Origin of the sequence: Arthrobacter hankyongi (assembly GCF_022012395.1) — a bacterium.
GTDB lineage: Bacteria > Actinomycetota > Actinomycetes > Actinomycetales > Micrococcaceae > Crystallibacter > Crystallibacter hankyongi.
The window spans coordinates 29,616-53,938 of the sequence record NZ_JAKLTQ010000021.1 but is presented as its reverse complement, the minus strand read 5'-3'; the positions used below and the strand labels follow the sequence as shown (position 1 = coordinate 53,938).

Below are 24,323 nucleotides of genomic sequence, written 5' to 3'. Positions count from 1 at the left end.
GGGACAAGGGCAGGACGTGTCCCGGGCTACGAGAGGCTGGGACCGATGGCGTGCACGGCCTGGGCCAGGGCGACGCCGGAGCCGTCGCGCCGTCCGTGCTCGGTGGGCAGCGCCCGGGCGGCGCCGTTCTCCGCTGCGGCCTTCGCCGGTCCATGGCCGGCCCAGCCGAGGCTGAGCACGTCTTCGCCCTTGAGGAAGCGGTGGGCCCGCACACCGCCGGTGGCGCGGCCCTTCACCGGGTACTCGGCCAGGGCCGTGACCTTGGCGGAGCCGGCGGCCACGCCGGGCAGGGACTCCGAGCCCGAGGCGATGGTGACCAGCACGGCGGCGGCGTCGTCCCCGGCCACGGGACCGAAGAAGATCACCGAGTCCCCGGCCGCCAGCTTGATCCCGGCCATGCCCGCGGCGGTCCGGCCTTGCGCGCGCACCGCGCTGGCCGGGAAGCGCAGCAGCTGGGCCTGGCCGGTGAGGAAGACCAGGTCATCCTCCTCGGCGGCCGCGGCGGCGCCGACCACCTGGTCCTTGTCCTTGAGCGTGATGATCTCCCAGTCCTCGCGGTTGAGCGGGTAGTCGGGGCTGACCCGCTTGACCACGCCCTGGGCGGTGCCGACGGCCAGCACGGTGTTCAGCGGCACCAGCGAGACCAGGGATTCGCCCTTGGCCAGCGTGATGAATTCCTTCACCGGGACCCCGCCGGCAAGGTTGGGCACGCCGGCGGTATGGGGCAGCACCGGCATGTCCATCACCTGCAGCCGCAGCATCCGTCCGGCCGAGGTGACCGCGCCAATTTCACCGCGGGCGGAGCTGCGGACCACGGAGGCGAAGACATCGTGGCGGACCCGCTGGCCGCCGTCGGCGAACTGATCCTGGTTCACCGTGCGGGCCAGCTGGCCGGAGGCGGACAGGATGACCCAGCAGGGATCGTCCGGGATTTCCAGCGGCAGCGGCACCTGGGCCGCCTTGCCGGTGCCCGCGGCCTTTGCCCCCGCGGCCAGGGCGGTGAGCGGGCCGACCGCCTCCGATTCGAGCAGCACGGTGCGCCGGGGCGTGGCGTACCGTTCGGCCACCTCGCCCAGCTCGTCCGAGACCAGCCGGCGCAGCTTGGTATCCGAGTCCAGGATCTCCTGCAGCGCGGCGATCTCGCGGCGCAGTTCCTCCTGCTCCTTCTCCAGCTCGATCCGGGAGAACTTGGTCAGCTGGCGCAGGCGCAGTTCCAGGATGTAGTTGGCCTGGACCTCGGTCAGGTCGTAGATCGACATCAGCCGCTGGCGGGCCTCGGCGGCCTCGTCGGAGGAGCGGATGATCTGGATGACCTCGTCGATGTCCACGATGGCCACCAGCAGGCCGTCGACCAGGTGCAGCCGGTCCTTCTTCTTGCCCAGCCGGAAGGCGGTGCGCCGGCGCACCACGGACAGGCGGTGGCCTACATAGACCTGCAGCAGCTCAAGCAGCCCCAGGGTCCGGGGCTGGCCGTCCACCAGCGTGACGTTGTTGATGCCGAAGGAATCCTCCATCGGCGTGTAGCGGTAGAGCTGGGCCAGCACTGCCTTGGGGTTGAAGCCGTTCTTCAGCTCGATCACCAGGCGCAGCCCGTGGTTGCGGTCCGTCAGGTCGACGACGTCGGAGATCCCGGACAGTTTCTTGGCGGTGACCGCATCCTTGATCTTCTCGATCACCTTTTCCGGGCCCACCATGTACGGCAGCTCGGTGACCACCAGGCCGGTGCGCCGGGCCGTGAGCTGCTCGACCTCCACTGTGGCGCGGGTCTTGAACGAGCCGCGGCCGGTGGCGTAGGCATCGCGGATGCCATCCAGGCCCACGATCCGCCCGCCACTGGGCAGATCCGGTCCCGGGATGAAATCCATCACGTCCGCGAGTGCGGCGTCCGGGTGCTGGATCAGGTGCCGGGCGGCGGCAATGACCTCGCCGAGGTTGTGCGGAGCCATGTTGGTGGCCATGCCGACGGCGATGCCGGAGGAGCCGTTGACCAGGAGGTTCGGGAAGGCGGCCGGCAGCACCTCCGGCTGCATCAGCTGGTTGTCGTAGTTGGGGACGAAGTCCACCACGTCTTCGTCCAGGTGGTCCGTCAGCGCCAGGGCCGGGGCGGCCAGCCGGGCCTCGGTGTAGCGCGGGGCGGCGGGCCCGTCGTCGAGCGAACCGAAGTTGCCGTGGCCGTCGATCAGCGGGATGCGCAGCGAGAAGTCCTGTGCCATGCGCACCATCGCGTCATAGATGGCCGCGTCGCCGTGCGGGTGCAGCTTGCCCATCACCTCGCCCACCACGCGGGCGGACTTGACGTGGCCGCGGTCCGGGCGCAGGCCCATCTCGCTCATCATGAACAGGATGCGGCGCTGGACCGGCTTCAGCCCGTCACGGGCATCGGGCAGGGCCCGGGAATAGATGACCGAGTAGGCGTATTCGAGGAAGGACCCTTCCATCTCGGAAGTGACGTCGATGTCGACGATGTTTTCGATGAAGTCCTGGGGGGAGTCCTTGTCCGATGCGGGTTTCTGTCGGCGGGCCATGGGGAAAGCGCGGGTCCTTTACTTAATGATTGCGGATACAGTGAGTCTATGTCTCAAGAGGCCCAATCCCCGGATTATCCCGAATACTGGGAGGCCGACGTGGTCCTGCGGGACGGCGGAACGGCCCATCTGCGGCCCATTACCCCGGCCGACGCGGACGCGCTGCAGGCCTTCCACGCGGGCCAGTCGGAGAGCTCGATCTACCTGCGGTTCTTCACCTTCAAGTCCCGGCTGAGCCCCCGCGAGCTGGAGCGGTTCACCACGGTGGACTACAACAACCGGGTGGCTTTCGTCATCACCATCGGCGGGGAGATCGTGGGTGTGGGCCGCTACGACCGCCTGGACGATCCGACCGACGCCGAGGTCGCGTTCAACATCTCCGACGCGCACCAGGGCCGCGGGCTCGGGTCGATCCTGCTCGAGCACCTGGCCGCTGCCGCCCGGGAGCACGGCATCCGCAGGTTCTCCGCCGAGGTACTGCCGGAGAACCGCAAAATGATCACCGTCTTCAACGACGCCGGCTACGAGGTCCGGCGGCACTTCGAAGACGGTGTGGTCATGCTCGAATTCAACATCGACCCCACCGAGCGTTCGCGCGCCGTGATGGAGTCCCGCGAACACCGGGCCGAGGCCCGCAGCGTGGCCTCGCTGCTGGCCCCGGAGTCGGTGGCGGTGATCAGTGCCGGCCGCGCGCCTGGCAGCATCGGCCAGGCCCTGCTCGAACACCTGGTGGAAGGTAAGTTCAAGGGCCGCCTCTTCGCGGTCAATCCCGACGTCGTGGAACCGGGCGGCATGGCCTCGTTCCCGACCATTGCCCAGGTGCCCGAACCGGTGCAGCTGGCCGTCGTCGCGGTGCCCTACGAGCAGGTGCCGCAGGCCGTCGCGGACTGCGCGGCCGCCGGCGTGCGCGGCGTGGTGGTCGCCACCTCCGGCTTTGCCGACGACGGCGCGCGCGGGCTGGCGCGGCAGCGGGAGCTGGTGCGCCATGCCCGGGCCTACGGGATGCGGGTGATCGGCCCGGCCTCGCTGGGTATTGTCAACACCAACCCGGAGGTGTCGCTGAACGCCTCGATGGCCCCGGAACTGCCGCAGACCGGGCCGCTGGGACTGTTCAGCCAGTCCTCGGCCATCGGCACCATGCTGAACTCCGCCGCCTGCCGGCGCGGGCTGGGGATCTCCTCGGCAGTCTCCGCCGGCAACCGCGCCGACGTCTCCGGCAACGACCTGATGCAGTACTGGGAGGATGACCCGGACACCCTCGCCGTCGGGCTGTACCTCGAATCGTTCGGCAACCCGCGCAAGTTCTCCCGGATCGCCCGCCGGCTCTCGCGCAGCAAGCCGGTCATCGTGGCCAAATCCGAGCTGATGGGGCTGCAGCTGCCCCCGGGCCACGCGGTGCGCACCAGCCAGGCTCCGGCCGGGGCCTTGGATGCGATGCTGCGCCAATCCGGGGTGATCCGGGTAGCCACCAACGAACAGCTGATGGATGTCGCGCAGATCCTGGTCAGCCAGCCGCTGCCCGCCGGTCCGGGCGTGGCCGTGCTCAGCAATTCCGGTGCGCTCGGCCGGGTGGTGGCCGATGCGGTCATCACCCACGAGCTCACTGTGGCCCAGCTGGATACCGGGCTGCAGTTCGACGGCGGGCCGCAGGCGCTGCCGCTGCTGCGCAGCCGGCTGGCCGCCGTCCTGGCCCGGGACGAAGTGCACTCCGGGGTGGTGGCCCTGCTGCCGGTGCCCGGGGTGGCAGCGGCGGAACTGACGCTTATCCTGCAGGAAGCCGCGGCCGCTGCCGGCAAGCCCGTGGTCCTGTCCATGGTCGGGACGCTGGACGCGGCCGAGGCCAGCGACGGGCTGCGCGGGAACGGCGCCGCGGCGGAAGCCGGGCAGCGCCAGCACGCCCTGCCCGGCTACGCCAGCCCCGCCGGGGCCGTCGCGGCGCTGGCCGACGTCGTGCGCTACACCGAGTGGGCCCGCCGGGACCAGGGCGAGCCGGCCATGGCCACCGGGCTGCAGACGCACCGCGCCGAGGAACTGATCGACGAACTGGCCCGCGGCATCCAGGGAACCGAGCTGCTGCGGCCCTCGTCGGCCGAGATCGGCGACCTGCTTGCCTGCTACGGCATCAGCGTGCTGCCCTCGGCCGGTTTCACCACGGCGGACGAGGCGGTTGCGGCCGCCGACCGGCTGGGCTGGCCGGTGGCGCTGAAGACCACCGACGAGCGGCTGCGCCAGCGGCTGGACCTCGGCGGGGTGCGGCTGAACATCGTGGATGCGGAATCGCTGCGGCGCAATATCGAGCAGATGCGCCGGCTGCTGCGGCCGTTCGGCGACGTGCCGCTGGAGGTTCAGTCGATGGCTCCCGGCGGGCAGGCCTGCACGCTGCGCGCCATCGAGGACCCGCTGCTGGGACCGGTGGTCTCCTTCGGCCTGGCGGGAGATGCGGTGAACCTGCTGGGGGACTGGGCGCACCGGATTCCGCCGCTGACCACCGTAGATGTGGCGGAACTGGTCCGCGGGCCGCGGGCGGCCAGCAAGCTGTTCGGCTACCAAGGGCTGCCGCCGGTGGACGTGGCCGCGCTGGAGGACCTGATTGCGCGGGTGGCCGTGATGAAGGACGAGCATCCGGAAATCGTGCTGCTGGAGTTCAACCCGGTGCTGGTGGCCGAGCAGTCGCTGACCGTGCTCAGCGTGGACCTGCGGCTGGGCAACCATGCCCAGCGCACGGACAGCGCGCGGCGGGCGATGCGGGACTAGCCGCTGTGTTGTTCGGCACACTGCAGGGCAGCGGCTGGCGGCCGATAGTCAGAAGCGGCCGGCAGCCGCAGCCGGCCGAGACGGCTGTCCAGTACCGCAGTGAGGAGAACCATCCAGTGAGCCTGCTTACCGAGCACGAACCCCGGCAGGACCAAGAGCGCACGGTACCGCCGGAACCGCCGGCGCGGATTTCGGCCTCCGGCACGCTGGGTGCGCTGATCTTCGCCAGCCGCTGGCTGCAGGCACCGCTGTACCTGGGGCTGATCGTCGCCCAGCTGTTCTACGTCTACACCTTCATGAAGGAACTGCTGCATCTCGGCGTCCGGCTCACCACCCTGTCCGAGACCGAAATGATGCTGATGGTGCTGGGCCTGGTGGATGTGGTCATGGTCGCCAACCTGCTGATCATGGTGATAATCGGCGGTTACGAGACCTTCGTATCCAAACTCTCGGTGCAGGGGCACCGCGACCAGCCGGAATGGCTCTCGCATGTGAACGCGAACATCCTCAAGGTGAAGCTGGCCATGGCGATCGTCGGAATTTCCTCGGTGCACCTGCTCAAGTCCTTCGTCGAGGCCAAAGGCTATTACACCAACCCGGAGCTGGCGCCGCACGCGGACAGCCTGCTGCTGTGGCAGACGATCATCCACATTGCGTTCATCCTCTCGGCGATGGCGCTGGCCTGGATCGAGAAGATCGGGTCCGAGTCCCACGCCCGGGGCGCCTGATCCGCCGGTGACGGAAGCCCTGCCGGTTCGCGTTCGGCCCGCGGTCTGGGCCAGAATGAAAACATGACTTCTTCCGCGACTTCCGCACGACGCAGCCTTGACGAGGACCTGAACCGGGCAGGCTTCTACCCGCTGCTGGTCGCCGACGTGGTGCACGATGCGCTGGATGAGCGGGTCCCGCTGTCCCACCTGGTCCACCTGGAGACCCACTTCGACCGCACCGAGGTGCACCGGCACATCACCGTGCTGGTGCTGACCGAGGACATGCTGGTGGTCACCCACGTGGACGACCAGCAGCTGGACGATGCCGGTCACCAGGTCATGGCCCAGATCTCCACCGAATCGGTACCGGTAAGCCAGATCAACTCCGTGGTGCTCAGCTATGTCTACGCGCAGCCGCAGGACTACCAGCCCTCGGACCTGGCCCGGGAGCTGACTTTGTCGATCGCCTGGTCCGGCGGCCAGCGGCTGGATATGGGCCCGGCCGGCTGCGGGGACCCGCAGTGCGATGCGGACCACGGCTACACCGGCACGATAGTCCAGGACGACATCGTGATCCGCGTCAGCGCCGAGGCGGACGGGTCCCAGGCCGTGCAGAACGCCAAGGCGTTCGCCCGCGCGCTGCGCAAGGTCAACACCGCCGTGCCGGTCCTGGCGCGCAGCACGGAGCTGCCCGGATCCCGGCCGCGGCTGGCCGGCCGGCTCACGCGCAGCCACCACCAGCGCTGATGACGGCGCACGTGGAATCCGTGCGGGAGCCGCTGCCCGCACCACCGGGCTACGGCCGGAACAGCATCGCAGACGTCTTCACCAGCGCCGCGGCCGCCCTGGGCCTGGAGGGCTTCGACAACGCCTTGGGCCTGCCGGTTGCCCGCCGGATCTGCGTGGTGATGGTCGACGGGCTGGGCAAGGCGCTGCTGAAACAGCGCGGCGGCCACGCACCGTTCCTGCGCCAGTACCTGGAAAATTCACGCACCCTCGGCAGCGCGTTCCCCTCCACGACCGTGGCCTCGCTGGCCAGCCTGGGCACCGGCTTGGAACCGGGCCGGCACGGCATGGTCGGCTACGACGTGCTGGACCCGCTGCAGGACAAGGTGGTGAACCAGCTGGGCAACTGGGACGAGGGCGTGGATCCGCTGCTCTGGCAGCCGAATCCCACGGTGCTGGAGCAGGTGGCGGCCGAATTGCCGGTGGTCACCGTCAGCCTGCCGAAATTTGCTGCTTCGGGGATGACCCGGGCCGCCCTGCGGGGCGGGACCTTCGTGCCCGCGGTCACCGGCCACGCACGGACCCAGGCGGCAGCCGAGCACCTGGCTGCGCACGACAAGGTGCTGATGTATCTGTACTTCAATGAACTGGACAAGGCCGGCCACCGCTACGGCTGCGGCTCGGCGCAGTGGGGGAATGCGCTGGAAGAGCTGGATTCGGCGATGCGCCGGCTGTCCGCCGCCCTGCCGTCGGACACGCTGCTGCTGCTCACTGCGGACCACGGCATGCTGGACGTGGCGCCGGAACAGCGGATCGACTACTCGGCAGATCCACTGCTGACCGCCGGGGTGCGGCACACGGCGGGGGAGCCGCGGATGGTGCATCTGTACTTTGAGCCGGACGCCGGCCCGGCCCATCGGGAGCAGCTGCTGCAGTCCTGGCGGCAGGCCTTCGGGCGGCAGGCCTGGGTACTGACCCGGGAGGAAGCGGTCTCCCATGGTCTGTTCGGCCAGGTGGAGGCGGCGGTGCTGCCGCGGATCGGTGACGTGCTGGTGGCCGCCCGTGAGCCGCTCGCGCTCTACGACCTGCGCCGGGTCGCTCCGGCGGCAATGGAACAGATCGGGCAGCACGGGTCGCTGACTCGGGCCGAGCGCGAGGTGCCGCTGCTGACCTTGGCCAATACGGCCGGCGGCGCCGGTGCCAGGGTCTCTGCGGGAACGGCGGGCAGGGGACGGCGCCGGCGCGGCTGAGCTGGTCCCTGCCCCAGGCGGTTATTCGCTCTTGGTGCCGAAGACGATTTCGTCCCAGCTTGGGATGGAGGAGCGCTTGGCCTTGACCGGGCGCTTTGCCGGGGACTCGTCGCGCTGGGCCGGGGCGGTTTCAGGTTCGCCGGACTGGACGTCCGCCTCGTACGATTCTTCTGTTTCTACGGCGTCTGCGGTTTCCGGCGCCTCCGGATCATCCTGCGCCGCGGGCGCGGTCCCGTCCGGCGCGCCGTCGGCCGGGACGTCGGCCGGCTCGCCGGAGAGGGTGATTTCGCGTGTGATCGTGCTGATGCCGCCGGGCAGGTCCAGCGGGGCCGGAGCCGGCGCGGTGTCCCGCACGGAGGCCAGGCTCAGCGGCGGGAAGAACGGGTGCCGGGCACCGGCGTCGTCCGCGCCGTCGTTCCCGGTGTCGTCGCCCGCATTGTTGGCAGAGGCGTAGCCCAGGGCGGGCAGGCTGCCGGTGGAGGGATGCGCATCGGACGGGACGCCGCGCGGATGCGCGGCAGGAATATGGCCGCGGTTCAGCATCAGGGCCAGCGCATCGTCCGCATCCTCGTCGACGCCCAGCCGGTGGCCGCGGCGCGAGCGCAGCACCTCCAGCAGGTTATCCGAGGCTTCCTGCTCCTCTACGGCGGCGGCCGGGTCTGCTTCCGGATCCTGGGCGTCCTCGGCCTCGAAGTCGAAGACCCGGTCCGCCACAGCCGTGAGCCGGCGTGCGGGCAGCGCACCTTCCACGGGTTCCAGTTCGCTCAGCTGCTGCGCCCAGCGGTTGGCATTGCGGATGGTCTTGCGCGCGGGGCTGTAGATCCACCGGGCCGGCGGCTCTTCGCCGACGCTGGGGATGCCCTCCTCGGGCAATGCAAAGGCGGCGACCACCTCCCAGGTCCCGTCCTGCAGGCGCCAGGCGTCCCACACGAGGGTGGCGGTGTCGACGCCGAATTCCCGCAGGCGGAAGGTGGCCATGTCGCCCAGCGCGGCCGGTTCGTCGTCGAAGGCGGAGCGGCCGTCGGTGGCCGGCAGCGCAGCCGAGACCTCCACCTGCCGGGCCATGCTGGCCATGTAGTCGCGTTCGGCGCGCACCGGACCTTCGAAGCGCAGGATCCGCTCCAGGTCCTCGCCGGACTCCGCGGCCACCTCTTCCACGGTAGCGCCGGCGCGGATGCGGGCCTGGATTTCCCGCGGCGACATGGCCGTCTCGGAATCCGTCCCGCCGGGCTGCACGCGGGGCGCGGGCCTGGCGGCGACGCGGAGAGCTTCGTCAATCGCCAGCCGGTAGCTGGCGCCGCTTCCACTGCTCAACAGCAGATGTTCACCGTCCTCATGGACGCCCACCAGCCGCAGATCTTGCATGAAAACCCTCCACTGAACGACATTTCCTGCCTGAAACTCTGCCATTGACTTTGCCACCCATAGGGGCCAATTCCTATTGTTTTCGGCGGTGTGGCGCGTAGATAATGTGCGTCTCATACCCGTCCGGACGCGTTGGTTTGGCAATCGTGCGGCCGATGCGCCAGAATCTTCGCGTTACGGGCACAAAATCGGGCATGAATACGTTGTGCTGTGACAGATCTGCGGGCTCCACCGGCGCAGGCCCCGGGGCAGCGGATCATCCGAAGCAGCACTGCTTCATAACTGCGAACGACCGGAGCGTGAACAAACAATTATGGCGACTGACTACGATGCGCCGCGTAAGACTGAGGAAGACCTCAATGAGGAATCCATCGAGGAACTGAAGACCCACCGTTCCAACAAGCAGTCTGCCGTCGTAGATGAGGATGAGGCCGAAGCGGCCGAAGGCTTCGAACTGCCGGGCGCGGATCTTTCCGGCGAAGAGCTGATGGTCCGCGTGCTGCCTGCCCAGGCCGACGAGTTCACCTGTGCCTCCTGCTTCCTGGTCCGCCACCGCTCCCAGGTGGCACGGGAGAAGGACGGACTGCTGTACTGCAAGGACTGCGAAGGCTGACTGCCCCGGGACCCAACGGCCGGCAGGTGGCACCCGAATGGAACTGCGTAGCTAAAGGGCGCCCGGGATCAGGCGGGGGCGGGGGCGGTCAAGGCGGCAACAAGTTGCGCCGGCCGCCTCGTCGATGCCAGCCAGTAAGGGGTCCGGTCCGCCTCGTCGGTGATCTCGATCTTGACCACCGGGTCGATCCAGCCGCGGATGCACAGGTACGCGGTGCCGTTCAGTTCGGGGCCGCGCTGGCGGGTGGCGTCCTCGCCGCGGAAGTCTTCCACGCTGCCGATGTAGCGGCGTTCGATCTGGGCCCGGCCCACCTGCAGCAGTCCCGCGGTGACGGTGATCCGCGGCGTCGAAGTGACCAGCAGCACTGCGAGGATGACGGCGACGATGCCGGCAGCCACATAGCCGATGACCACGTCGATGGGTGCGAAGATCAGGATCACCGCGCCGGAGATGCCCGCGGCCACCAGCCAGATCCAGAACGATGGCCAGAGCCGCTCCTCGAAGAGGACCGGGTCGGCGGTTCCTGCGGCTGCTCCGGGGCCGTCTGCGGCGGGGGATGGTTCTGCACTCATAGCTTCAGCTTTCCACCTTTTCGGGGGCATTTCATCTTCGTAGGAGGCGCCCCGGCAAACACGCTAGAGTGATGAGCGGATGAATCTGCCCGCAGAGCGGGGCCACACGGGACCAGGGCGGATCAGGCCCGGTCACCCGATCATAGGAACGGAAACGGCAACAGACGTGCAACAAGTACCTCCCACGCTCAGCGTCCAGCTGAAAATGCTCGACGACGGCCTGGAACCGCCAGCCTACGCACACCCGGGCGACGCCGGTGCGGATCTGCGCACGCGGATCGATTTCCGGCTCCGGCCGGGCGAGCGCATCCTGGTCCCCACGGGTGTCTCCCTGGCCCTGCCGCACGGATACGTTGCCCTGATCCATCCGCGTTCCGGCCTCGCCACCAAGCATGGGCTGACCATTGTCAACGCACCGGGCACGGTGGACGCCGGGTACCGCGGGGAAATCGCCGTGACGCTGCTGAATACTGACAGCGCCGAGACCCTTAGCTTCAAGCGCGGGGACCGGATTGCCCAGCTGGTCATCCAGCGGGTGGAGACCGCCGCCTTCGAACTGGTGGAGGAACTGCCCGAGTCCGTACGGGGCGCCGGCGGCTTCGGTTCCACCGGCGGCTTCGGCCCCCCGGCCTAGCTCCGGCCGCAGCCCCGGACAATCAAGCACACCGGTGAGGAACCGGAGAGAGGGATCCGCGATGGTTTTTGGCCGCCGGAAGAAGAATTCAGAAAACACCCGGCCGCAGCCCGGGGCGGACGGCAGCGAAGCCGGTGCGGCGGAGCAGCCCGCAGAAGTCGAGGGCCTGCGCAGCAACGGCCCGTTCGACAGTGACGAAGCTGCCGGCCTGGACGGCTACCTGGATCTCGGCGCGCTGCGGCTCATGCCGCGGGAAGGCCTGCAGCTGCGGCTCGAGGTCGAGGAAAGCACCCAGCGGGTTGTGGCCGTGACGCTGGACTTCGGCGGTTCCAGCCTGCAGCTGCAGGCCTTCGCTGCGCCGAAGTCGGAGGGCCTGTGGGAGGAAATCCGCAACCAGATCGCCTCTTCGGTGTCCTCCGAGGGCGGCACTGTCGAGGAGCTCGAGGGTGCGCTCGGCACCGAGGTCGTGGCCAAGCTTCCGGTGCAGATGCCGGACGGCCAGCGCGGCTACCGGGTGGCGCGGTTCCTGGGTGTGGACGGGCCTCGCTGGTTCCTGCGCGGCGTGATTGGCGGACCGGCGGCCCTGGACCGCGAGCAGGCGGCGGCCCTGGAGGAAATGTTCCGTTCCACCGTGGTGGTCCGCGGCGACGCGCCGATGCCGCCGCGGGACCTGCTCACGCTGCGGCTGCCCAAGGACGCCACCCGCGAAGGCCCGGCGGTGCCGGCTCCCGGTCCCGGCCTGACCGCTCCGGAGCGCGGGCCGGAAATCACCGAGATTGGCTGAACTGCCGCGGCCGGGCGGTCGTTCGGCAGGCCGGGTCGGACTGGACCGATTACCGGTCCGGGGACGGGCCGCATCCAGCGGCTATGTGGACGCCATCACCATTTTGCCTGCCGGCCAGGCACCGAAATTCATCGCCGTGGTGACGGACCCGGACCAGGTCGGGGCCGCACCGCCGGTCCGGGTCCGACTGGTCTGGCTGGGCCAGCACCGGGTGCCCGGCATCGAGGCCGGCATCCAGCTGGGCTTCGAGGGCATGGTGTGCACGGTGGACGGCATGCCGACCATCTATAACCCGCGATATGAAATCCTCAGCCAGACGGAGGCCTGACACCATGGCAGAACAGCAGCACCCGGACAGCGAGCCGCCGGAGGGCCAGCCGTCCCTCGGCGACCTGGCCGGGGCCTACGCCGCCAAGGCGGGGGTCAGCCGCGGCGAGGACGGCCGGATCGACGTGATGCAGTCCATCGGCGGTGTCCGTGGCCTGGCCGAAAGCATCCTGCCCGGCCTGGTGTTCCTCGTGGCGTTCACCGTTTTCGGCCAGTTGGGGCCGGCCTTGATCGGTTCGGTGGCGGTGGCGGCGGTCTTTACCCTCGTCCGGCTGATCCAGCGAGGCTCCGCGGCACAGGCCTTCTCCGGGCTGGTCGGCGTGGCTATCTGTGCCTTCGTGGCCAACAGTACGGGCCAGCCCAAGGACTACTTCCTCTGGGGATTCTTTACCAATGCCGCCTACATCGCAGCGATGGCTGTCTCGGTCTTCATCAAATGGCCGCTGGCGGGCCTGCTCTTCGGTTTCGTCCGCGGTGAAGGACTGGACTGGCGCCGGGACCGCCGCCGGCTCCGCCGCTACAACGCGGCCACCTGGATCCTGGTCGCGGTGATGGCGCTGCGGCTGGTGGTGCAGGTGCCGCTGTACCTGGCTGACAATGTGGTGGCCCTGGGCACCACCCGCCTGGTCATGGGCCTGCCGCTGTACGCGCTGGCGCTGTGGTTCGCCTGGCTGGTCTCACGCCCCGCCGGCGCCGGCACCGGCGGTACCGTCGGCGGCGGAGCCGGCAGCGGTCCCGGACCCCGGAACGAGGACTAGGCGCAGTTCGTCCTCGGCCGGGATGGTGGTGATGAAGAACAGCTCGTCCCGGGCCTCGATGACATCGTCGGGGCCGGGGGTGATCGGGACGTCGTCGCGCAGGATCGCCACCACCGTGCTGTCGTGCGGCCAGTCGATCGAGCTGAGCATGCGGCCGATCAGCGGCGAGTCCTGCGGCACCGTGAATTCGACCAGCGAGGCGACTCCGGTCTGCAGCGTGAGCAGGCGCACCAGGTCCCCGATTTCCACCGCCTCTTCCACCAGCGCCGTCATCAACCGCGGGGTGTTCACCGCCACGTCCACGCCCCATGAATCGTCGAACATCCAGTCGTTCTTCGGGTTGTTCACCCGGCCCACCGTCCGGCCCACGCCGAATTCGCTTTTGGCCAGCAGCGAGACCACCAAGTTGACCTTGTCGTCTCCGGTGGCGGAGACGACAACGTCGGCCTCCTCCAGTTTGGCGTCGCGCAGCGTGGTAATTTCACACGCATCGCCGATCAGCCAGCGCGCACCCTTGAGCCCGCTGCGGCCGATCACCTCGGGCTTTTCGTCGATCAGCAGGATGTCGTGGTTGTTGGACAGCAGTTCGCGGGCGATCGAGGATCCGACGCTGCCCGCACCGGCAATGACGACTTTCATTCCGACTCCTTTACTGGCGGCTTGGCCAGCACGCGGCTGATCTCGGCGGTGCTGTCCACGGCCATCATGGCGTGCACGATGTCGCCCTGCTGGTAGCGCGTGTCCTCGGCCGGCAGCATTCCCTCGCCGAAGCGCGTCAGGTACGCCACCCGTACCCCGGTGGCGGCCTCGAGATCGGCGAAATTGTGTCCCACCCAGCCTTCGTGCAGTGAAAGCTCGCCCAGGATCAGGCGTCCGGACGCCTCCCGGTAGTCCCCGTTGATGCTTTGTTCGGGCAGGATCCGGCGCAGCACCTGGTCCGCGCTCCAGCGCACGGCGGCCACCGTCGGGATGCCCAGGCGCTGGTAGATCTCGGCCCGGCCGGGATCGTAGATCCGTGCCACGACATGCGGGACATGGAACGTTTCGCGGGCCACCCGGGTGGCCAGGATGTTGGAGTTGTCGCCGCTGGAGACCGCAGCGAAGGCATAGGCATGCTCGATGTCGGCGTACCGGAGCGTGTCCCGGTCGAAGCCGACGCCGGTGACCTTGCGCCCGGAAAAGTCGCGGCGCAGCCGGCGGAAGGCCCGGTCATCCTGGTCGATCACGGCCACGCTGTGGCCGGACTCGTCGAGTGTATGGGCCAGCGTGACGCCCACGCGCCCGCATCCCATGATCACGAAGTGCGCCATTGAAGCGACCGTTCCTCCATCCGCGGCTGTAGCAATCACCTTTACAACTGCAACAATATCCCCCCTGATCGACTTGACGGATAGCGCCCTTTTCACCGGTGAAAAGGGCGCTATCCGTCAAGTCGATGGGAGGAGGCTAGACTCGGTTCCTGATGGACCCGATGGATACGAATGCGCGCGCGGCGGACCGGCCAGGCGCCGGCGCGGGGGAGTGCGCCACGTGCTGACCTTCCTTGACGCGCTCAAGCGGCTGCTGGTGGGCAGGCCGTTCCGCAGCGAACGGCTGAAGCCGCAGTCGCTGCCCAAACGCGAGGCATTTGGCCTGTTCTCGGCCAGCGCGCTGTCCTCGGTGGCCTATTCCCCGGACGAAATCCTGCTGACCCTGGCCCTGGCCGGGACTGCGGCGCTGGCGCTCTCGCCGTGGGTGGGGCTGGCCGTCATCGTCGTGCTGCTGGTGATCGTGGCATCGTACCGGCAGAGCGTGCACGCCTACCCCTCCGGCGGGGACTACCAGATCGCCAGCGAGAACCTGGGCAGCAAGGCCGGCATCGTCGTTGGCTCGGCCCTGATGCTGGACTACGTCCTGACCGTGGCCGTGTCGATGTCGTCGGCCGCGCACTACGTGGTTTCGGCGATTCCCGTGCTGCACGGCTGGCAGCCGGCGGTCGCCGCCGCCGGCGTCTGTGGCCTGGCGCTGATGAGCCTGCGCGGGGTGCGCCAGAGCGGCCGCGCCATCGCCGCGCCCACCTATATCTTTATGGCGGCCGTGCTGCTGATGTGCGCCGTCGGCTTCGTCCAGAGCATTACCGGCCGGCTGGGCCTGGCGCCCAGCGCAGGATTCGAGATCGTCCCCGAGCCGGGGCTGGACGCCGGGTTGGCAGGGCTGGCCGGCGCGCTGCTGGTGCTCAGGGCGTTTTCCACCGGCGCCGCGGCGCTCACCGGGGTGGAGACGCCCGCCAGCAACGTGCCGTCGTTCCAGGCGCCCCGGTCCCGGAACGCCGCGGCCACCCTGGTGGCGCTGGGCGTGGCCGCGTCGGTGATGACCATCTCCGTGATCTACCTGGCCCGGCTCACCCAGGTGCATGTGGTGCAGTCCCCGGCCGAGCAGCTGCGGCTGGACGGCGAACCGTTGCCGGCCGGCTACTTCCAGATGCCGGTGCTCAGCCAGCTGGCCGGCACGGTCTTCAACGTGGGCCATCCGCTCTTCTACCTGGTCATGGCCGCCACCGTACTGGTGCTGGCCCTGGCCGGCCACATGGCCTTCGGCTCCTTCCCGGCCCTGGCCTCGATCCTGGCCATCGACGGCTTCCTGCCCCGGCAGCTGCGCACCCGCGGGGACCGGCTTGGCTACAGCAACGGCGTGCTGACCCTGGCCGGTGCCGCGCTGGTGCTGGTGCTGCTCTTTGGCGCCGACGTCACCCGGCTGATCCAGCTGTACGTGGTGGGTGTCTTCGTCTCCTTTACGGTCAGCCAGCTGGGCATGATCCGGCACTGGACCCGCCAAATGCGTGCCACCCCGCACCGCCGGGTGCGCTACCAGATGGGCCGGTCGCGGCTGATGAACCTGATCGGCTTCGTACTCACCGCCACCGTGCTGGTCGTGGTGCTGGCGAGCAAGTTCATCTTCGGCGCCTGGCTGGTGGTGCTCGGGATCACCGTGCTGTCCCTGGTCATGTACAGCATCAACCGCCACTATGAGCGGCTGGGCCGGGAGCTGGCGGTGGACCCGGCCCACCCGGCCACCGCGCTGCCGTCCCGGGTCCACGCCGTCATCCTGGTCTCGCACGTACGCAAGCCGGTGCTGCGGGCGCTGGCCTTCGCACGCGCCTCGCGGCCGTCCCGGCTGGACGCCGTGGTGGTGGACATCGATCCGGCCGAAACGGCGGCCACCCTGGCGGACTGGGAACGGCTGAAGATTCCGGTGCCGATCACCGTGCTGGCCTCGCCGTATCGGGAAACCACCACGCCCATCCTTGACTACATCAAGAACATCCGGCGGGACTCGCCCCGCGACCTCGTAGTGGTCTACATCCCCGAATACGTGGTGGGCCGCTGGTGGGAGCAGCTGGTGCACAACCAGACAGCGCTGCGGATCAAGACGCGGCTGCACTTCGAACCGGGTGTCATGGTCGCCAGCGTGCCGTGGCAGCTGGCCTCTTCCGACGCCGTCAGCAGATACCAGGAGCTTGGCTGAATGGCAGAACCGACAACCCCCGCCGATACCACCGGGCAGGTGCTCGAGCTGAACATCGGCAATCCCGCGCACGGCGGACACTTCGTGGCCCGGCATGAGGGCCGGGTGGTCTTTGTCCGCCATGCCCTGCCGGGCGAGCGCGTGCTGGCCCGGGTCACCGACGGCGGCACCGACGCCGGCTTCTGGCGTGCGGACACCGTCCAGGTGCTGGAGCCTTCGGAGCACCGGGTGGCGCATCCGTGGCAGCCGGCGGACGCGCTGCTGGCTGCCGGCGCCGGCGGCGTACCGGTGGGTGGTGCGGAATTCGGGCACATAGCGCTGGCCGAGCAGCGCCGGCTCAAGGCCGCCGTCTTCGCCGAGCAGCTGCAGCGGCTGGCCCGCATCGACCGCGATGTCGAGGTGGAGCCGGCCGGCGAGGAGCACGACGGCGGCCTGGGTTGGCGCACCCGGACGGCCTTCGCCGTGGACGCCTCCGGACGGCTGGCGATGCACGCGCACCGTTCCGAGGAACTCATCCCGGTGCAGCAGATGCCGCTGGCCGTCGATGCCATCAATGCGTTGGCCCTCTGGGACGTTGACCTGGCCGGGGTGGCCCGGGTGGAAGTGGCCGCCCCGGCCAACGGTTCGGTTCCGCTGGTGCTGCTGATCCCCGAGACCGGCACCAGCCCGGGCCGGCTGGCCGAGGTGGCCGCGGCGGTCGCAGCCGGCGCGGACCGGCCGGTCTCGGTGGCGGTCTGGGAGCCGGAGCAGCAGCAGCTGACCAGGCTGCGCGGACGCAGCTGGGTGCTGGAGAGCTGCGGCAAGCATGAGTTCCGGGTCACCGGGGACGGGTTCTGGCAGATCCACCGCCAGGCGCCGCAAATCCTCACCGGTGCCGTGCTCGACGGCGTGCGACCGCAGCCGGGCGAGCGGGTGGCGGACCTGTACGCCGGAGCCGGCCTGTTCACCGCACCGCTGGCCGCGGCCGTGGGCGGATCCGGCCGCGTGCTGTCCGTGGAAGGGGCCGCCGGCACCAGCCGGGATGCGCGCAAGAACCTGCACGCCGTCCCGCAGGTGGAGATTGTCCAAGGCAGGGTGGACCGCGTGCTCCGCTCGCAGTATCCGCCGCGGCGGGGCCGGTCCGGCCGGCAGCCCGCCGGCCGGCTCGATGCGGTGGTGCTGGACCCGCCGCGGGCCGGGGCCGGCCGGACGGTGGTCCGCCAGCTGGACGAGCTGCGCCCGCGGGTGGTCGGCTACGTCGCGTGCGACCCGGCGTCGTTCGCCCGGGACCTGGGCTATTTCCTGTCGCTGGGCTGGGAGCTGGACACGCTGCGCGTTTTCGACCTGTACCCGCACACACACCACATGGAATCGTTCGCCAGCCTCCGGCCGCCGGCTCCCGTCGGTCGGTAGGATGGGTTGGAGTTGTTCCGGGCGCGTCCGCTGCGCGTAGACCGGTTTTTGGCCTGGCCGGATAGCGCCGGCGCAGGCTGGCTGCAAAGTATGCGATGTGAAGCTGCGGACCCTGTCTGGCCGGCCGTCATAGTTAGGAAAGCCTAACTAGCGGGTGGATTAGGCCCGGACAAAGATAAAGTGTGGCGAGAGGAGTCCTATTATGAGTAATGTGGACAGCTTCGGTTCCAAAGGCGTCTTGAACGTCGGCGGCACCGAGTACGAAATTTTCCGGCTGAATTCCGTTGAAGGCGCACAGAGCCTTCCGTTCAGCCTCAAGGTCCTGCTGGAGAACCTGCTGCGGACCGAAGACGGTGCGAACATCACCGCGGACCACGTCCGCGCCCTGGCCGGCTGGGATCCGAATGCCCAGCCTTCGACCGAAATCCAGTTCACCCCGGCCCGCGTGATCATGCAGGACTTCACCGGTGTTCCCTGCGTGGTGGACCTGGCGACCATGCGCGAAGCGGTCAAGGACCTTGGCGGCGACCCGAAGCGCGTCAACCCGCTGGCGCCGGCCGAGATGGTCATTGACCACTCGGTGCAGATCGACGTCTTCGGCAACGCCGGGGCGCTCGAGCGCAACATGGAGATCGAGTACCAGCGCAACGGGGAGCGGTACCAGTTCCTGCGCTGGGGCCAGACCGCGTTCGACGACTTCAAGGTGGTCCCCCCGGGAACCGGCATCGTGCACCAGGTCAACATCGAGTACCTGGCGCGCACCATCATGACCCGCGAGATCGAGGGCAAGCTGCGTGCCTACCCGGATACCTGCGTGGGTACCGACTCGCACACCACCATGGTCAACGGCCTGGGCGTGCTCGGCTGGGGCGTGGGCGGCATCGAGGCCGAGGCCGCCATGCTGGGCCAGCCGGTGTCCATGCTGATCCCGCGCGTGGTCGGCTTCAAGCTCACCGGTTCCATCCCCGCCGGCGCGACCGCCACCGACGTGGTGCTGACCATCACCGAGATGCTGCGCAAGCACGGCGTGGTGGGCAAGTTCGTGGAATTCTACGGCGAGGGCGTGGCCCAGGTACCGCTGGCCAACCGCGCCACCATCGGCAACATGAGCCCGGAGTTCGGCTCCACCGCCGCGATGTTCCCGATCGACGACGTGACCCTGGAGTACCTGCGCCTGACCGGCCGCTCCGAGGAGAACGTCGCCCTGGTCGAGGCCTACACCAAGGAACAGGGTCTCTGGCACGATCCCTCGCGTGAACTGAAGTTCTCCGAGTACCTGGAGCTGGACCTGTCCACCGTGGTCCCCTCGATCGCCGGCCCGAAGCGTCCGCAGGACCGGATCGAGCTGACCCACGCCAAGGATCAGTTCCGCAAGGACCTGGGCAACTACGTCACGGCCGCCAACGAGGATGCGCTGGACGAGGCCTTGGAGGAGTCCTTCCCGGCTTCCGATTCCCCGGCCATGACGTCCACCGTCCGCCACTCGGCCGCCGCCAACTCGAATGGCCGCCAGAGCAAGCCGGTGCCGGTGAAGACGGCCGACGGCCGGGAGTTCGTGCTGGACCACGGCGCGGTTTCGATCGCGTCCATCACCTCCTGCACCAACACCTCCAACCCCTCGGTGATGCTGGCCGCCGCGCTGCTGGCCCGCAACGCCGTGGACAAGGGCCTGACCTCCAAGCCGTGGGTCAAGACCTCGGTGGCGCCGGGCTCGAAGGTGGTCACGGACTACTACGAGAAGTCCGGCCTGACCCCGTACCTGGAGAAGCTCGGCTTCTACATCGTCGGCTACGGCTGCGCCACCTGCATCGGCAACTCCGGCCCGCTCGAGACCGAGATCTCGGAGGCCGTCCAGGCCAACGACCTCTCCGTCACCGCGGTGCTCTCCGGTAACCGCAACTTCGAGGGCCGGATCAATCCGGACGTGAAGATGAACTACCTGGCCTCCCCGCCGCTGGTCATCGCCTATGCCCTGGCCGGCTCGATGGACTTCGACTTCGAGAAGGACGCGCTGGGCCAGGACTCCGAGGGCAACGATGTGTTCCTGCGCGACATCTGGCCGAACCCGGTCGAGGTCCAGCAGGTCATCGATTCGTCCATCGACGAGGAAATGTTCGCCAAGGGCTACGAGGGCGTCTTCGACGGCGACGACCGCTGGAAGTCGCTCAATACCCCCGAGGGTGACACCTTCGCCTGGGATTCGCAGTCCACCTACGTGCGCAAGCCGCCGTACTTCGAGGGCATGAAGGCCCAGCCCGAGCCGGTTGCCGACATCACCGGTGCCCGTGTGCTGGCCAAGCTGGGCGATTCGGTCACCACCGACCACATCAGCCCGGCCGGTTCCTTCAAGTCCGACACCCCGGCGGGCCGCTACCTGCTGGAGCACGGCGTGGAGCGCAAGGACTTCAACTCCTACGGCTCGCGCCGCGGCAACCACGAGGTGATGATCCGCGGCACGTTCGCGAATATCCGAATCAAGAACCAGCTGCTGGACGGCGTGGAGGGCGGCTTCACCCGCGACTTCACCCAGACCGGCGGCCCGCAGGCGTACATCTACGACGCGGCGATGAACTACCAGGCCGCCGGCACCCCGCTGGTGGTGCTGGCCGGCAAGGAGTACGGTTCGGGGTCCTCGCGCGACTGGGCCGCCAAGGGCACCGCGCTGCTGGGTGTCAAGGCCGTCGTTGCCGAGAGCTTCGAGCGGATCCACCGCTCGAACCTGATCGGCATGGGCGTGCTGCCGCTGCAGTTCCCGGCCGGGCAGAACGCCAATTCGCTGGGCCTGACCGGCGAGGAGACCTTCTCCGTCGAGGGTGTGACCGAACTCAACAACGGCACCACGCCGAAGACGCTGAAGGTCACCGCCACCGCCGGGGACGGCTCCACCACGAGCTTCGACGCCGTGGTGCGCATCGACACCCCGGGCGAGGCCGACTACTACCGCAACGGAGGCATCCTGCAGTACGTGCTGCGGCAGATCTCCGGTAAGTAACCGGTAGCCAATAAGCGGCCACCGTTGCCCCGCAGGGGCACCCCGAAGGCCCCCGGACTCCGCCGCACGGCGGGCCGGGGGCCTTCGGCGCGCTATGGTTAAGTGTTTGGCCCGGCGTGTGCAGGCGAACATGGGCGGCGGGCCGTCCCGGGGGGCAAGATGCAACAGACGTTAGGAAGGCTTCCATGGGTCTACTCGAGACAATCCACAGTCCGCAGGACCTCAGCAAGCTCAGCAGCCATCAGCTGGCCGCCCTTGCGGCGGAGATCCGCCGGTTCCTGATCACCAAGGTGTCCCGGACCGGCGGCCACCTCGGTCCGAACCTGGGCGTGGTGGAGCTGACTCTGGGCATCCACCGGGTGTTCGATTCGCCGCGCGACAGCATTGTCTTCGATACCGGCCACCAGGCCTATGTGCACAAGCTGGTCACCGGACGGCAGGATTTCGACACCCTGCGCCAGCAGGGCGGCCTGGCCGGCTACCCGGACCGCTCCGAGTCCGTGCACGACATCGTCGAAAGCTCGCACGCCTCCTCCTCGCTGTCCTGGGCGGACGGCATCTCGCGCGCCCGCCAGCTGACCGGCGAGGGGGACCGGTACGTCGTCGCCGTCGTCGGCGACGGTGCGCTGACCGGCGGCATGGCCTGGGAAGCTGTGAACAACATCGCCGCGGACAAGAAGCGCCGCGTGGTGATCGTGGTCAACGACAACGGCCGTTCCTACGCCCCGACCATCGGCGGCCTGGCGGACCAACTGGCCGCGCTGCGCTCGACCATCGACAGGTTCCGCACCCACACGGCCTACGAGGACACGCTGGACTGGTGGAAGCGCAAGCTGCAGAACGGCGGGATCGTCGGCCAGTTCGCCTACAAGAGCCTGCACGCTGCCAAGAAGGGCATCAAGGACTGGTGGGCCCCGCAGGGACTCTTCGAGGACCTGGGCATGAAGTACATCGGCCCCATCGACGGCCATGACCAGCTGGCCATCGAGGACGCGCTGCGCCAGGCCAGGAACTACGGCGGGCCGGTGATCGTGCACGCCATGACCGAGAAGGGCCGCGGCTATGCCCCGGCGCGGGCCCACGAGGCGGACCAGTTCCACGCCGTCGGGGTGATCGATCCGGAAACCGGCGAACCGGTCGAAGCCGGCGGCGCCCAGTCCTGGACCTCGGTGTTCGCCAGCGAGATCGCCGACATCGCCGACGAGCGCGAGGACATCGTGGGCATCACCGGCGCCATGCTCATCCCGGTGGGCCTGCACAAGTTCGCCGCCAAGCATCCGGACCGGGTATTCGACGTCGGCATCGCCGAACAGCACGCGCTGGCCAGCGCCGCCGGCATGGCCTTCGGCGGCCTGCACCCGGTAGTGGCGCTGTACGCGACCTTCCTGAACCGCGCGCTGGACCAGCTGCTGATGGACGTGGCGCTGCACAAGGCCGGCGTCACCGTGGTGCTGGACCGCGCCGGGGTGACCGGCCCGGACGGGCCCAGCCACCACGGCATGTGGGACCTGTCCATGCTGCAGATCATCCCCGGCCTGCACCTGGCCGCACCGCGGGATGCCACCCGGCTGCGCGAGGAGCTGCGCGAGGCCGTGGCCATCGACGACGCCCCCAGCGTGGTGCGTTTCTCCAAAGGCTCGGTGGGCCGGGAAATCCAGGCCGTCGAGCGGCTGCACGACGGCGTGGACGTGCTGGCGCGGCGCCCGTCCGGAGCGGACTCGGACGCCGGTGACAATGATGTGCTGATCGTCAGCGTGGGTGCGATGAGCGAGCTGGCGCTGGATGTCTCCGGCCGGCTCGGCGCGCAGGGGATCACCTCCACCGTGGTGGATCCGCGCTGGGTCCTGCCGGTGCCGCGGTCGATCATTGCCCTGGCTGCCCGGCACCGGATCGTGATCGTGATCGAGGACGGCGTGCGGGCCGGCGGCGTCGGTTCGCGGATCCGGCAGGAAATGCGCGCCGCCGGCGTGGACACGGCCCTGAACGAGGTGGGTCTGCCGGTCGAGTTCCTGGCCCACGGCACGCGCGCCGAGGTATTCGAACGTGTGGGCCTGACCGCACAGCAGGTGACGCACGACGTCGTCGCCCAGGTTCTGGGCACCAAGGTGCCTTTCGCCCGGCCCCTGCCGGGCCAGGACCTGCCCACCGGCCAGTTGCCGAAGATCCAGTGAACGACTTCCTGCGCGTGTACCGGCGCGGCGAAGACGGTACCTTGACCTTCCGCGAGGCCTGGTATGACGCGGCCGACGGGCAGTTCGTGGTCAACCACGGCACCGTGGGGCACCGGAGCACCACCCAGGAGACCGGCGGTTTCGGCCCCGAGGAGGCGCCCGGGCTGCTGGCCGCCTTCGCCGAACAGTGCGCCGCCGACGGCTATGTGGAACTGGAACCGGGGGAGCAGTCCTGGGTGGTGGCCCAGTACACGCTCAAGAGTGCGGACGGGACGGACCGGGACCGCTACCTGGAGGGTAAAGCCAAGGAGGTGCTCGCCGAGCACCTGGCCTGGCGCGGGCTGGGCACCGTGGAGCGCTCCGAATTCGTCCCGCACCGGCTGAACATCTACCTGCTGTCGCCGGACCCGGTGAAAGCCGTGGGTGCCGTCAAAACCTGCCTGCGCGAGGCGAAGCTGGACTTCACCAAGCTCAGCATCGGGGTGGCGCCCTACGCGGAGCTGTCCGCCATCCGGCAGAAGCATCCGATGCCGGCCAAGGGCACGTTCAGCCTGGACTAACGGGATCCCGCAGCACGCAACTCCCGCCGGCGCTATGCCGGCTGTGCCAAGTCAAGGCCTGCCGCAAGGGCTGCCTCGCGGTAGGCGGCGGCCAGTGTGGCCACATTGTGGTGGGCATTGAGGCCGCTCGGATTCGGCACCGCCCAGAGTTCGGCTCCGGCGATCCGCTCCGGCTGGCGGCCCAGCTGCGCCGACGGCCGTCCGAACGCCACTCGGTAGGCGCTGATGCCCGCCACTGCCACTGCCTGCGGCGCGAGCGCCTCGACTTTTCCGGCCAGTTTCCGGCCACCGGCCTTGAGCTCCTCCCGGGTCAGCTCGTCGGCCCGTGCCGTGGCCCGCGGGACAATGTTGGTGATGCCGACGCCGCGCGAGACCAGGTGCCTGCGGTCCTGCTCGGCCATGCCGTCCGCCGCGCGAATCACATGGTCGGTGATGCCGGCGGCGGCCAGCGCCGGATAGAAGCGGTTGCCCGGCCGGGCGAAATGCGAGCCGGTGGCGGCGGACCACAGGCCGGGATTGATGCCGACGAACAGCAGGCGCAGGCCCGGACCCAGGAGATCGGGGACGAGCGCATCCTGGAACGCGAGCAGTTCGGTGCGGGTGAAGGCCACGCCACCACTCTGCCACACGCGAAGCCTCCCGCAGACGCGCTGCAAGAAGGCCGAGGCCCGGCACCCCTGAGGGGC

20 protein-coding genes are annotated in these 24,323 nt (G+C 69.1%); 14 read left to right on the top strand and 6 right to left on the bottom strand.

Annotated features, from left to right (window positions below; all coding sequences use genetic code 11):
* Window positions 1-26 precede the first annotated feature (26 nt).
* Complete coding sequence (locus LVY72_RS20035) at window positions 27-2,525, bottom strand: DNA gyrase/topoisomerase IV subunit A (protein WP_237825793.1); 2,499 nt, start codon at window positions 2,523-2,525, stop codon at window positions 27-29.
* A 48-nt stretch (window positions 2,526-2,573) separates the two neighbouring features.
* Here LVY72_RS20035 and LVY72_RS20030 point away from each other — a divergent pair, with 48 nt between their 5' ends.
* From LVY72_RS20030 to LVY72_RS20015, 4 genes are all read left to right on the top strand, one after another.
* Window positions 2,574-5,279 carry a bifunctional acetate--CoA ligase family protein/GNAT family N-acetyltransferase gene (locus LVY72_RS20030; RefSeq protein WP_237825792.1) on the top strand — a complete coding sequence of 902 codons (2,706 nt, stop codon included), beginning with the start codon at window positions 2,574-2,576 and terminating at the stop codon, window positions 5,277-5,279.
* 116 nt (window positions 5,280-5,395) lie between these two features.
* Entirely contained in the window at window positions 5,396-6,007 is a 612-nt protein-coding gene (locus tag LVY72_RS20025) for a TIGR00645 family protein (RefSeq protein ID WP_237825791.1), read from the top strand.
* Between the two features lie 63 nt (window positions 6,008-6,070).
* Window positions 6,071-6,736 (top strand): DUF5998 family protein, encoded by a 666-nt coding sequence (locus tag LVY72_RS20020; protein ID WP_237825790.1) that lies wholly within the window; start codon window positions 6,071-6,073, stop codon window positions 6,734-6,736.
* Window positions 6,736-7,965 carry an alkaline phosphatase family protein gene (locus LVY72_RS20015; RefSeq protein WP_237825785.1) on the top strand — a complete coding sequence of 410 codons (1,230 nt, stop codon included), beginning with the start codon at window positions 6,736-6,738 and terminating at the stop codon, window positions 7,963-7,965. The genes LVY72_RS20020 and LVY72_RS20015 overlap by 1 nt, the downstream gene beginning before the upstream one ends.
* Window positions 7,966-7,986: 21 nt before the next feature.
* Here LVY72_RS20015 and sepH read toward each other — a convergent pair whose 3' ends face one another.
* Window positions 7,987-9,330, bottom strand: a complete 1,344-nt coding sequence (gene sepH / locus LVY72_RS20010) for a septation protein SepH (RefSeq protein ID WP_237825783.1) — start codon at window positions 9,328-9,330, stop codon at window positions 7,987-7,989.
* Between the two features lie 313 nt (window positions 9,331-9,643).
* Here sepH and LVY72_RS20005 point away from each other — a divergent pair, with 313 nt between their 5' ends.
* Entirely contained in the window at window positions 9,644-9,943 is a 300-nt protein-coding gene (locus LVY72_RS20005) for a DUF4193 domain-containing protein (protein ID WP_237825782.1), read from the top strand.
* Between the two features lie 68 nt (window positions 9,944-10,011).
* Here LVY72_RS20005 and LVY72_RS20000 read toward each other — a convergent pair whose 3' ends face one another.
* The gene (locus tag LVY72_RS20000) at window positions 10,012-10,515 is read right to left on the bottom strand and encodes a DUF3093 domain-containing protein (RefSeq protein WP_237825781.1); all 504 of its coding nucleotides are present in this window, start codon (window positions 10,513-10,515) and stop codon (window positions 10,012-10,014) included.
* A gap of 166 nt (window positions 10,516-10,681) precedes the next feature.
* Here LVY72_RS20000 and dut point away from each other — a divergent pair, with 166 nt between their 5' ends.
* The 4 genes from dut (at window position 10,682) to LVY72_RS19980 (ending at window position 13,018) form a co-directional block, all read left to right on the top strand.
* Window positions 10,682-11,149, top strand: a complete 468-nt coding sequence (dut, locus tag LVY72_RS19995; protein WP_308190851.1) for a dUTP diphosphatase — start codon at window positions 10,682-10,684, stop codon at window positions 11,147-11,149.
* A 61-nt stretch (window positions 11,150-11,210) separates the two neighbouring features.
* Entirely contained in the window at window positions 11,211-11,933 is a 723-nt protein-coding gene (locus LVY72_RS19990) for a DUF3710 domain-containing protein (protein WP_237825780.1), read from the top strand.
* 85 nt (window positions 11,934-12,018) lie between these two features.
* On the top strand, window positions 12,019-12,261 hold the full coding sequence (locus LVY72_RS19985; protein ID WP_237825779.1) for a PIN domain-containing protein: 243 nt from the start codon (window positions 12,019-12,021) through the stop codon (window positions 12,259-12,261).
* Window positions 12,262-12,265: 4 nt separating this feature from the next.
* Window positions 12,266-13,018: a DUF3159 domain-containing protein gene (locus tag LVY72_RS19980; RefSeq protein WP_237825778.1), complete on the top strand. Its 753-nt coding sequence runs from the start codon at window positions 12,266-12,268 to the stop codon at window positions 13,016-13,018.
* Here LVY72_RS19980 and LVY72_RS19975 read toward each other — a convergent pair.
* Together LVY72_RS19975 and LVY72_RS19970 are read right to left on the bottom strand one after the other, a co-directional pair.
* Entirely contained in the window at window positions 12,938-13,657 is a 720-nt protein-coding gene (locus LVY72_RS19975) for a potassium channel family protein (protein WP_237825777.1), read from the bottom strand. The genes LVY72_RS19980 and LVY72_RS19975 overlap by 81 nt on opposite strands.
* Complete coding sequence (locus tag LVY72_RS19970; protein WP_237825775.1) at window positions 13,654-14,328, bottom strand: potassium channel family protein; 675 nt, start codon at window positions 14,326-14,328, stop codon at window positions 13,654-13,656. Before LVY72_RS19970 ends, LVY72_RS19975 begins: the two co-directional genes overlap by 4 nt.
* A gap of 220 nt (window positions 14,329-14,548) precedes the next feature.
* On the opposite strand from LVY72_RS19970, the gene LVY72_RS19965 reads away from it, so the two are divergent.
* The 5 genes from LVY72_RS19965 to LVY72_RS19945 all read left to right on the top strand — a co-directional run bounded on the left by LVY72_RS19965 (window position 14,549) and on the right by LVY72_RS19945 (window position 23,637).
* Entirely contained in the window at window positions 14,549-16,522 is a 1,974-nt protein-coding gene (locus tag LVY72_RS19965; protein ID WP_237825774.1) for an APC family permease, read from the top strand.
* Window positions 16,523-17,914, top strand: a complete 1,392-nt coding sequence (locus LVY72_RS19960) for a class I SAM-dependent RNA methyltransferase (protein ID WP_237825772.1) — start codon at window positions 16,523-16,525, stop codon at window positions 17,912-17,914.
* 202 nt (window positions 17,915-18,116) lie between these two features.
* Window positions 18,117-20,906 carry an aconitate hydratase AcnA gene (gene acnA, locus LVY72_RS19955; RefSeq protein ID WP_237825768.1) on the top strand — a complete coding sequence of 930 codons (2,790 nt, stop codon included), beginning with the start codon at window positions 18,117-18,119 and terminating at the stop codon, window positions 20,904-20,906.
* Between the two features lie 185 nt (window positions 20,907-21,091).
* Window positions 21,092-23,077, top strand: a complete 1,986-nt coding sequence (dxs, locus tag LVY72_RS19950) for a 1-deoxy-D-xylulose-5-phosphate synthase (protein ID WP_237825765.1) — start codon at window positions 21,092-21,094, stop codon at window positions 23,075-23,077.
* On the top strand, window positions 23,074-23,637 hold the full coding sequence (locus LVY72_RS19945) for a hypothetical protein (protein WP_237825759.1): 564 nt from the start codon (window positions 23,074-23,076) through the stop codon (window positions 23,635-23,637). Before dxs ends, LVY72_RS19945 begins: the two co-directional genes overlap by 4 nt.
* A 32-nt stretch (window positions 23,638-23,669) precedes the next feature.
* On the opposite strand, the gene mug is transcribed toward LVY72_RS19945, so the two are convergent.
* Window positions 23,670-24,248: a G/U mismatch-specific DNA glycosylase gene (gene mug, locus LVY72_RS19940; RefSeq protein ID WP_237825757.1), complete on the bottom strand. Its 579-nt coding sequence runs from the start codon at window positions 24,246-24,248 to the stop codon at window positions 23,670-23,672.
* Window positions 24,249-24,323 lie beyond the last annotated feature (75 nt).

Bases quoted from the DNA above. Each gene is read 5' to 3' on its own strand.
- LVY72_RS20000 (WP_237825781.1), bottom strand. From the start codon at position 10,515: ATGAGTGCAGAACCATCCCCCGCCGCAGACGGCCCCGGAGCAGCCGCA.
- LVY72_RS20030 (WP_237825792.1), top strand. From the start codon at position 2,574: ATGTCTCAAGAGGCCCAATCCCCGGATTATCCCGAATACTGGGAGGCC.
- LVY72_RS19990 (WP_237825780.1), top strand. From the start codon at position 11,211: ATGGTTTTTGGCCGCCGGAAGAAGAATTCAGAAAACACCCGGCCGCAG.
- acnA (WP_237825768.1), top strand. From the start codon at position 18,117: ATGAGTAATGTGGACAGCTTCGGTTCCAAAGGCGTCTTGAACGTCGGC.
- LVY72_RS19975 (WP_237825777.1), bottom strand. From the start codon at position 13,657: ATGAAAGTCGTCATTGCCGGTGCGGGCAGCGTCGGATCCTCGATCGCC.
- dxs (WP_237825765.1), top strand. From the start codon at position 21,092: ATGGGTCTACTCGAGACAATCCACAGTCCGCAGGACCTCAGCAAGCTC.
- LVY72_RS19960 (WP_237825772.1), top strand. From the start codon at position 16,523: ATGGCAGAACCGACAACCCCCGCCGATACCACCGGGCAGGTGCTCGAG.
- LVY72_RS20035 (WP_237825793.1), bottom strand. From the start codon at position 2,525: ATGGCCCGCCGACAGAAACCCGCATCGGACAAGGACTCCCCCCAGGAC.
- LVY72_RS19970 (WP_237825775.1), bottom strand. From the start codon at position 14,328: ATGGCGCACTTCGTGATCATGGGATGCGGGCGCGTGGGCGTCACGCTG.
- LVY72_RS19980 (WP_237825778.1), top strand. From the start codon at position 12,266: ATGGCAGAACAGCAGCACCCGGACAGCGAGCCGCCGGAGGGCCAGCCG.
- LVY72_RS20005 (WP_237825782.1), top strand. From the start codon at position 9,644: ATGGCGACTGACTACGATGCGCCGCGTAAGACTGAGGAAGACCTCAAT.
- LVY72_RS20020 (WP_237825790.1), top strand. From the start codon at position 6,071: ATGACTTCTTCCGCGACTTCCGCACGACGCAGCCTTGACGAGGACCTG.
- LVY72_RS20015 (WP_237825785.1), top strand. From the start codon at position 6,736: ATGACGGCGCACGTGGAATCCGTGCGGGAGCCGCTGCCCGCACCACCG.
- sepH (WP_237825783.1), bottom strand. From the start codon at position 9,330: ATGCAAGATCTGCGGCTGGTGGGCGTCCATGAGGACGGTGAACATCTG.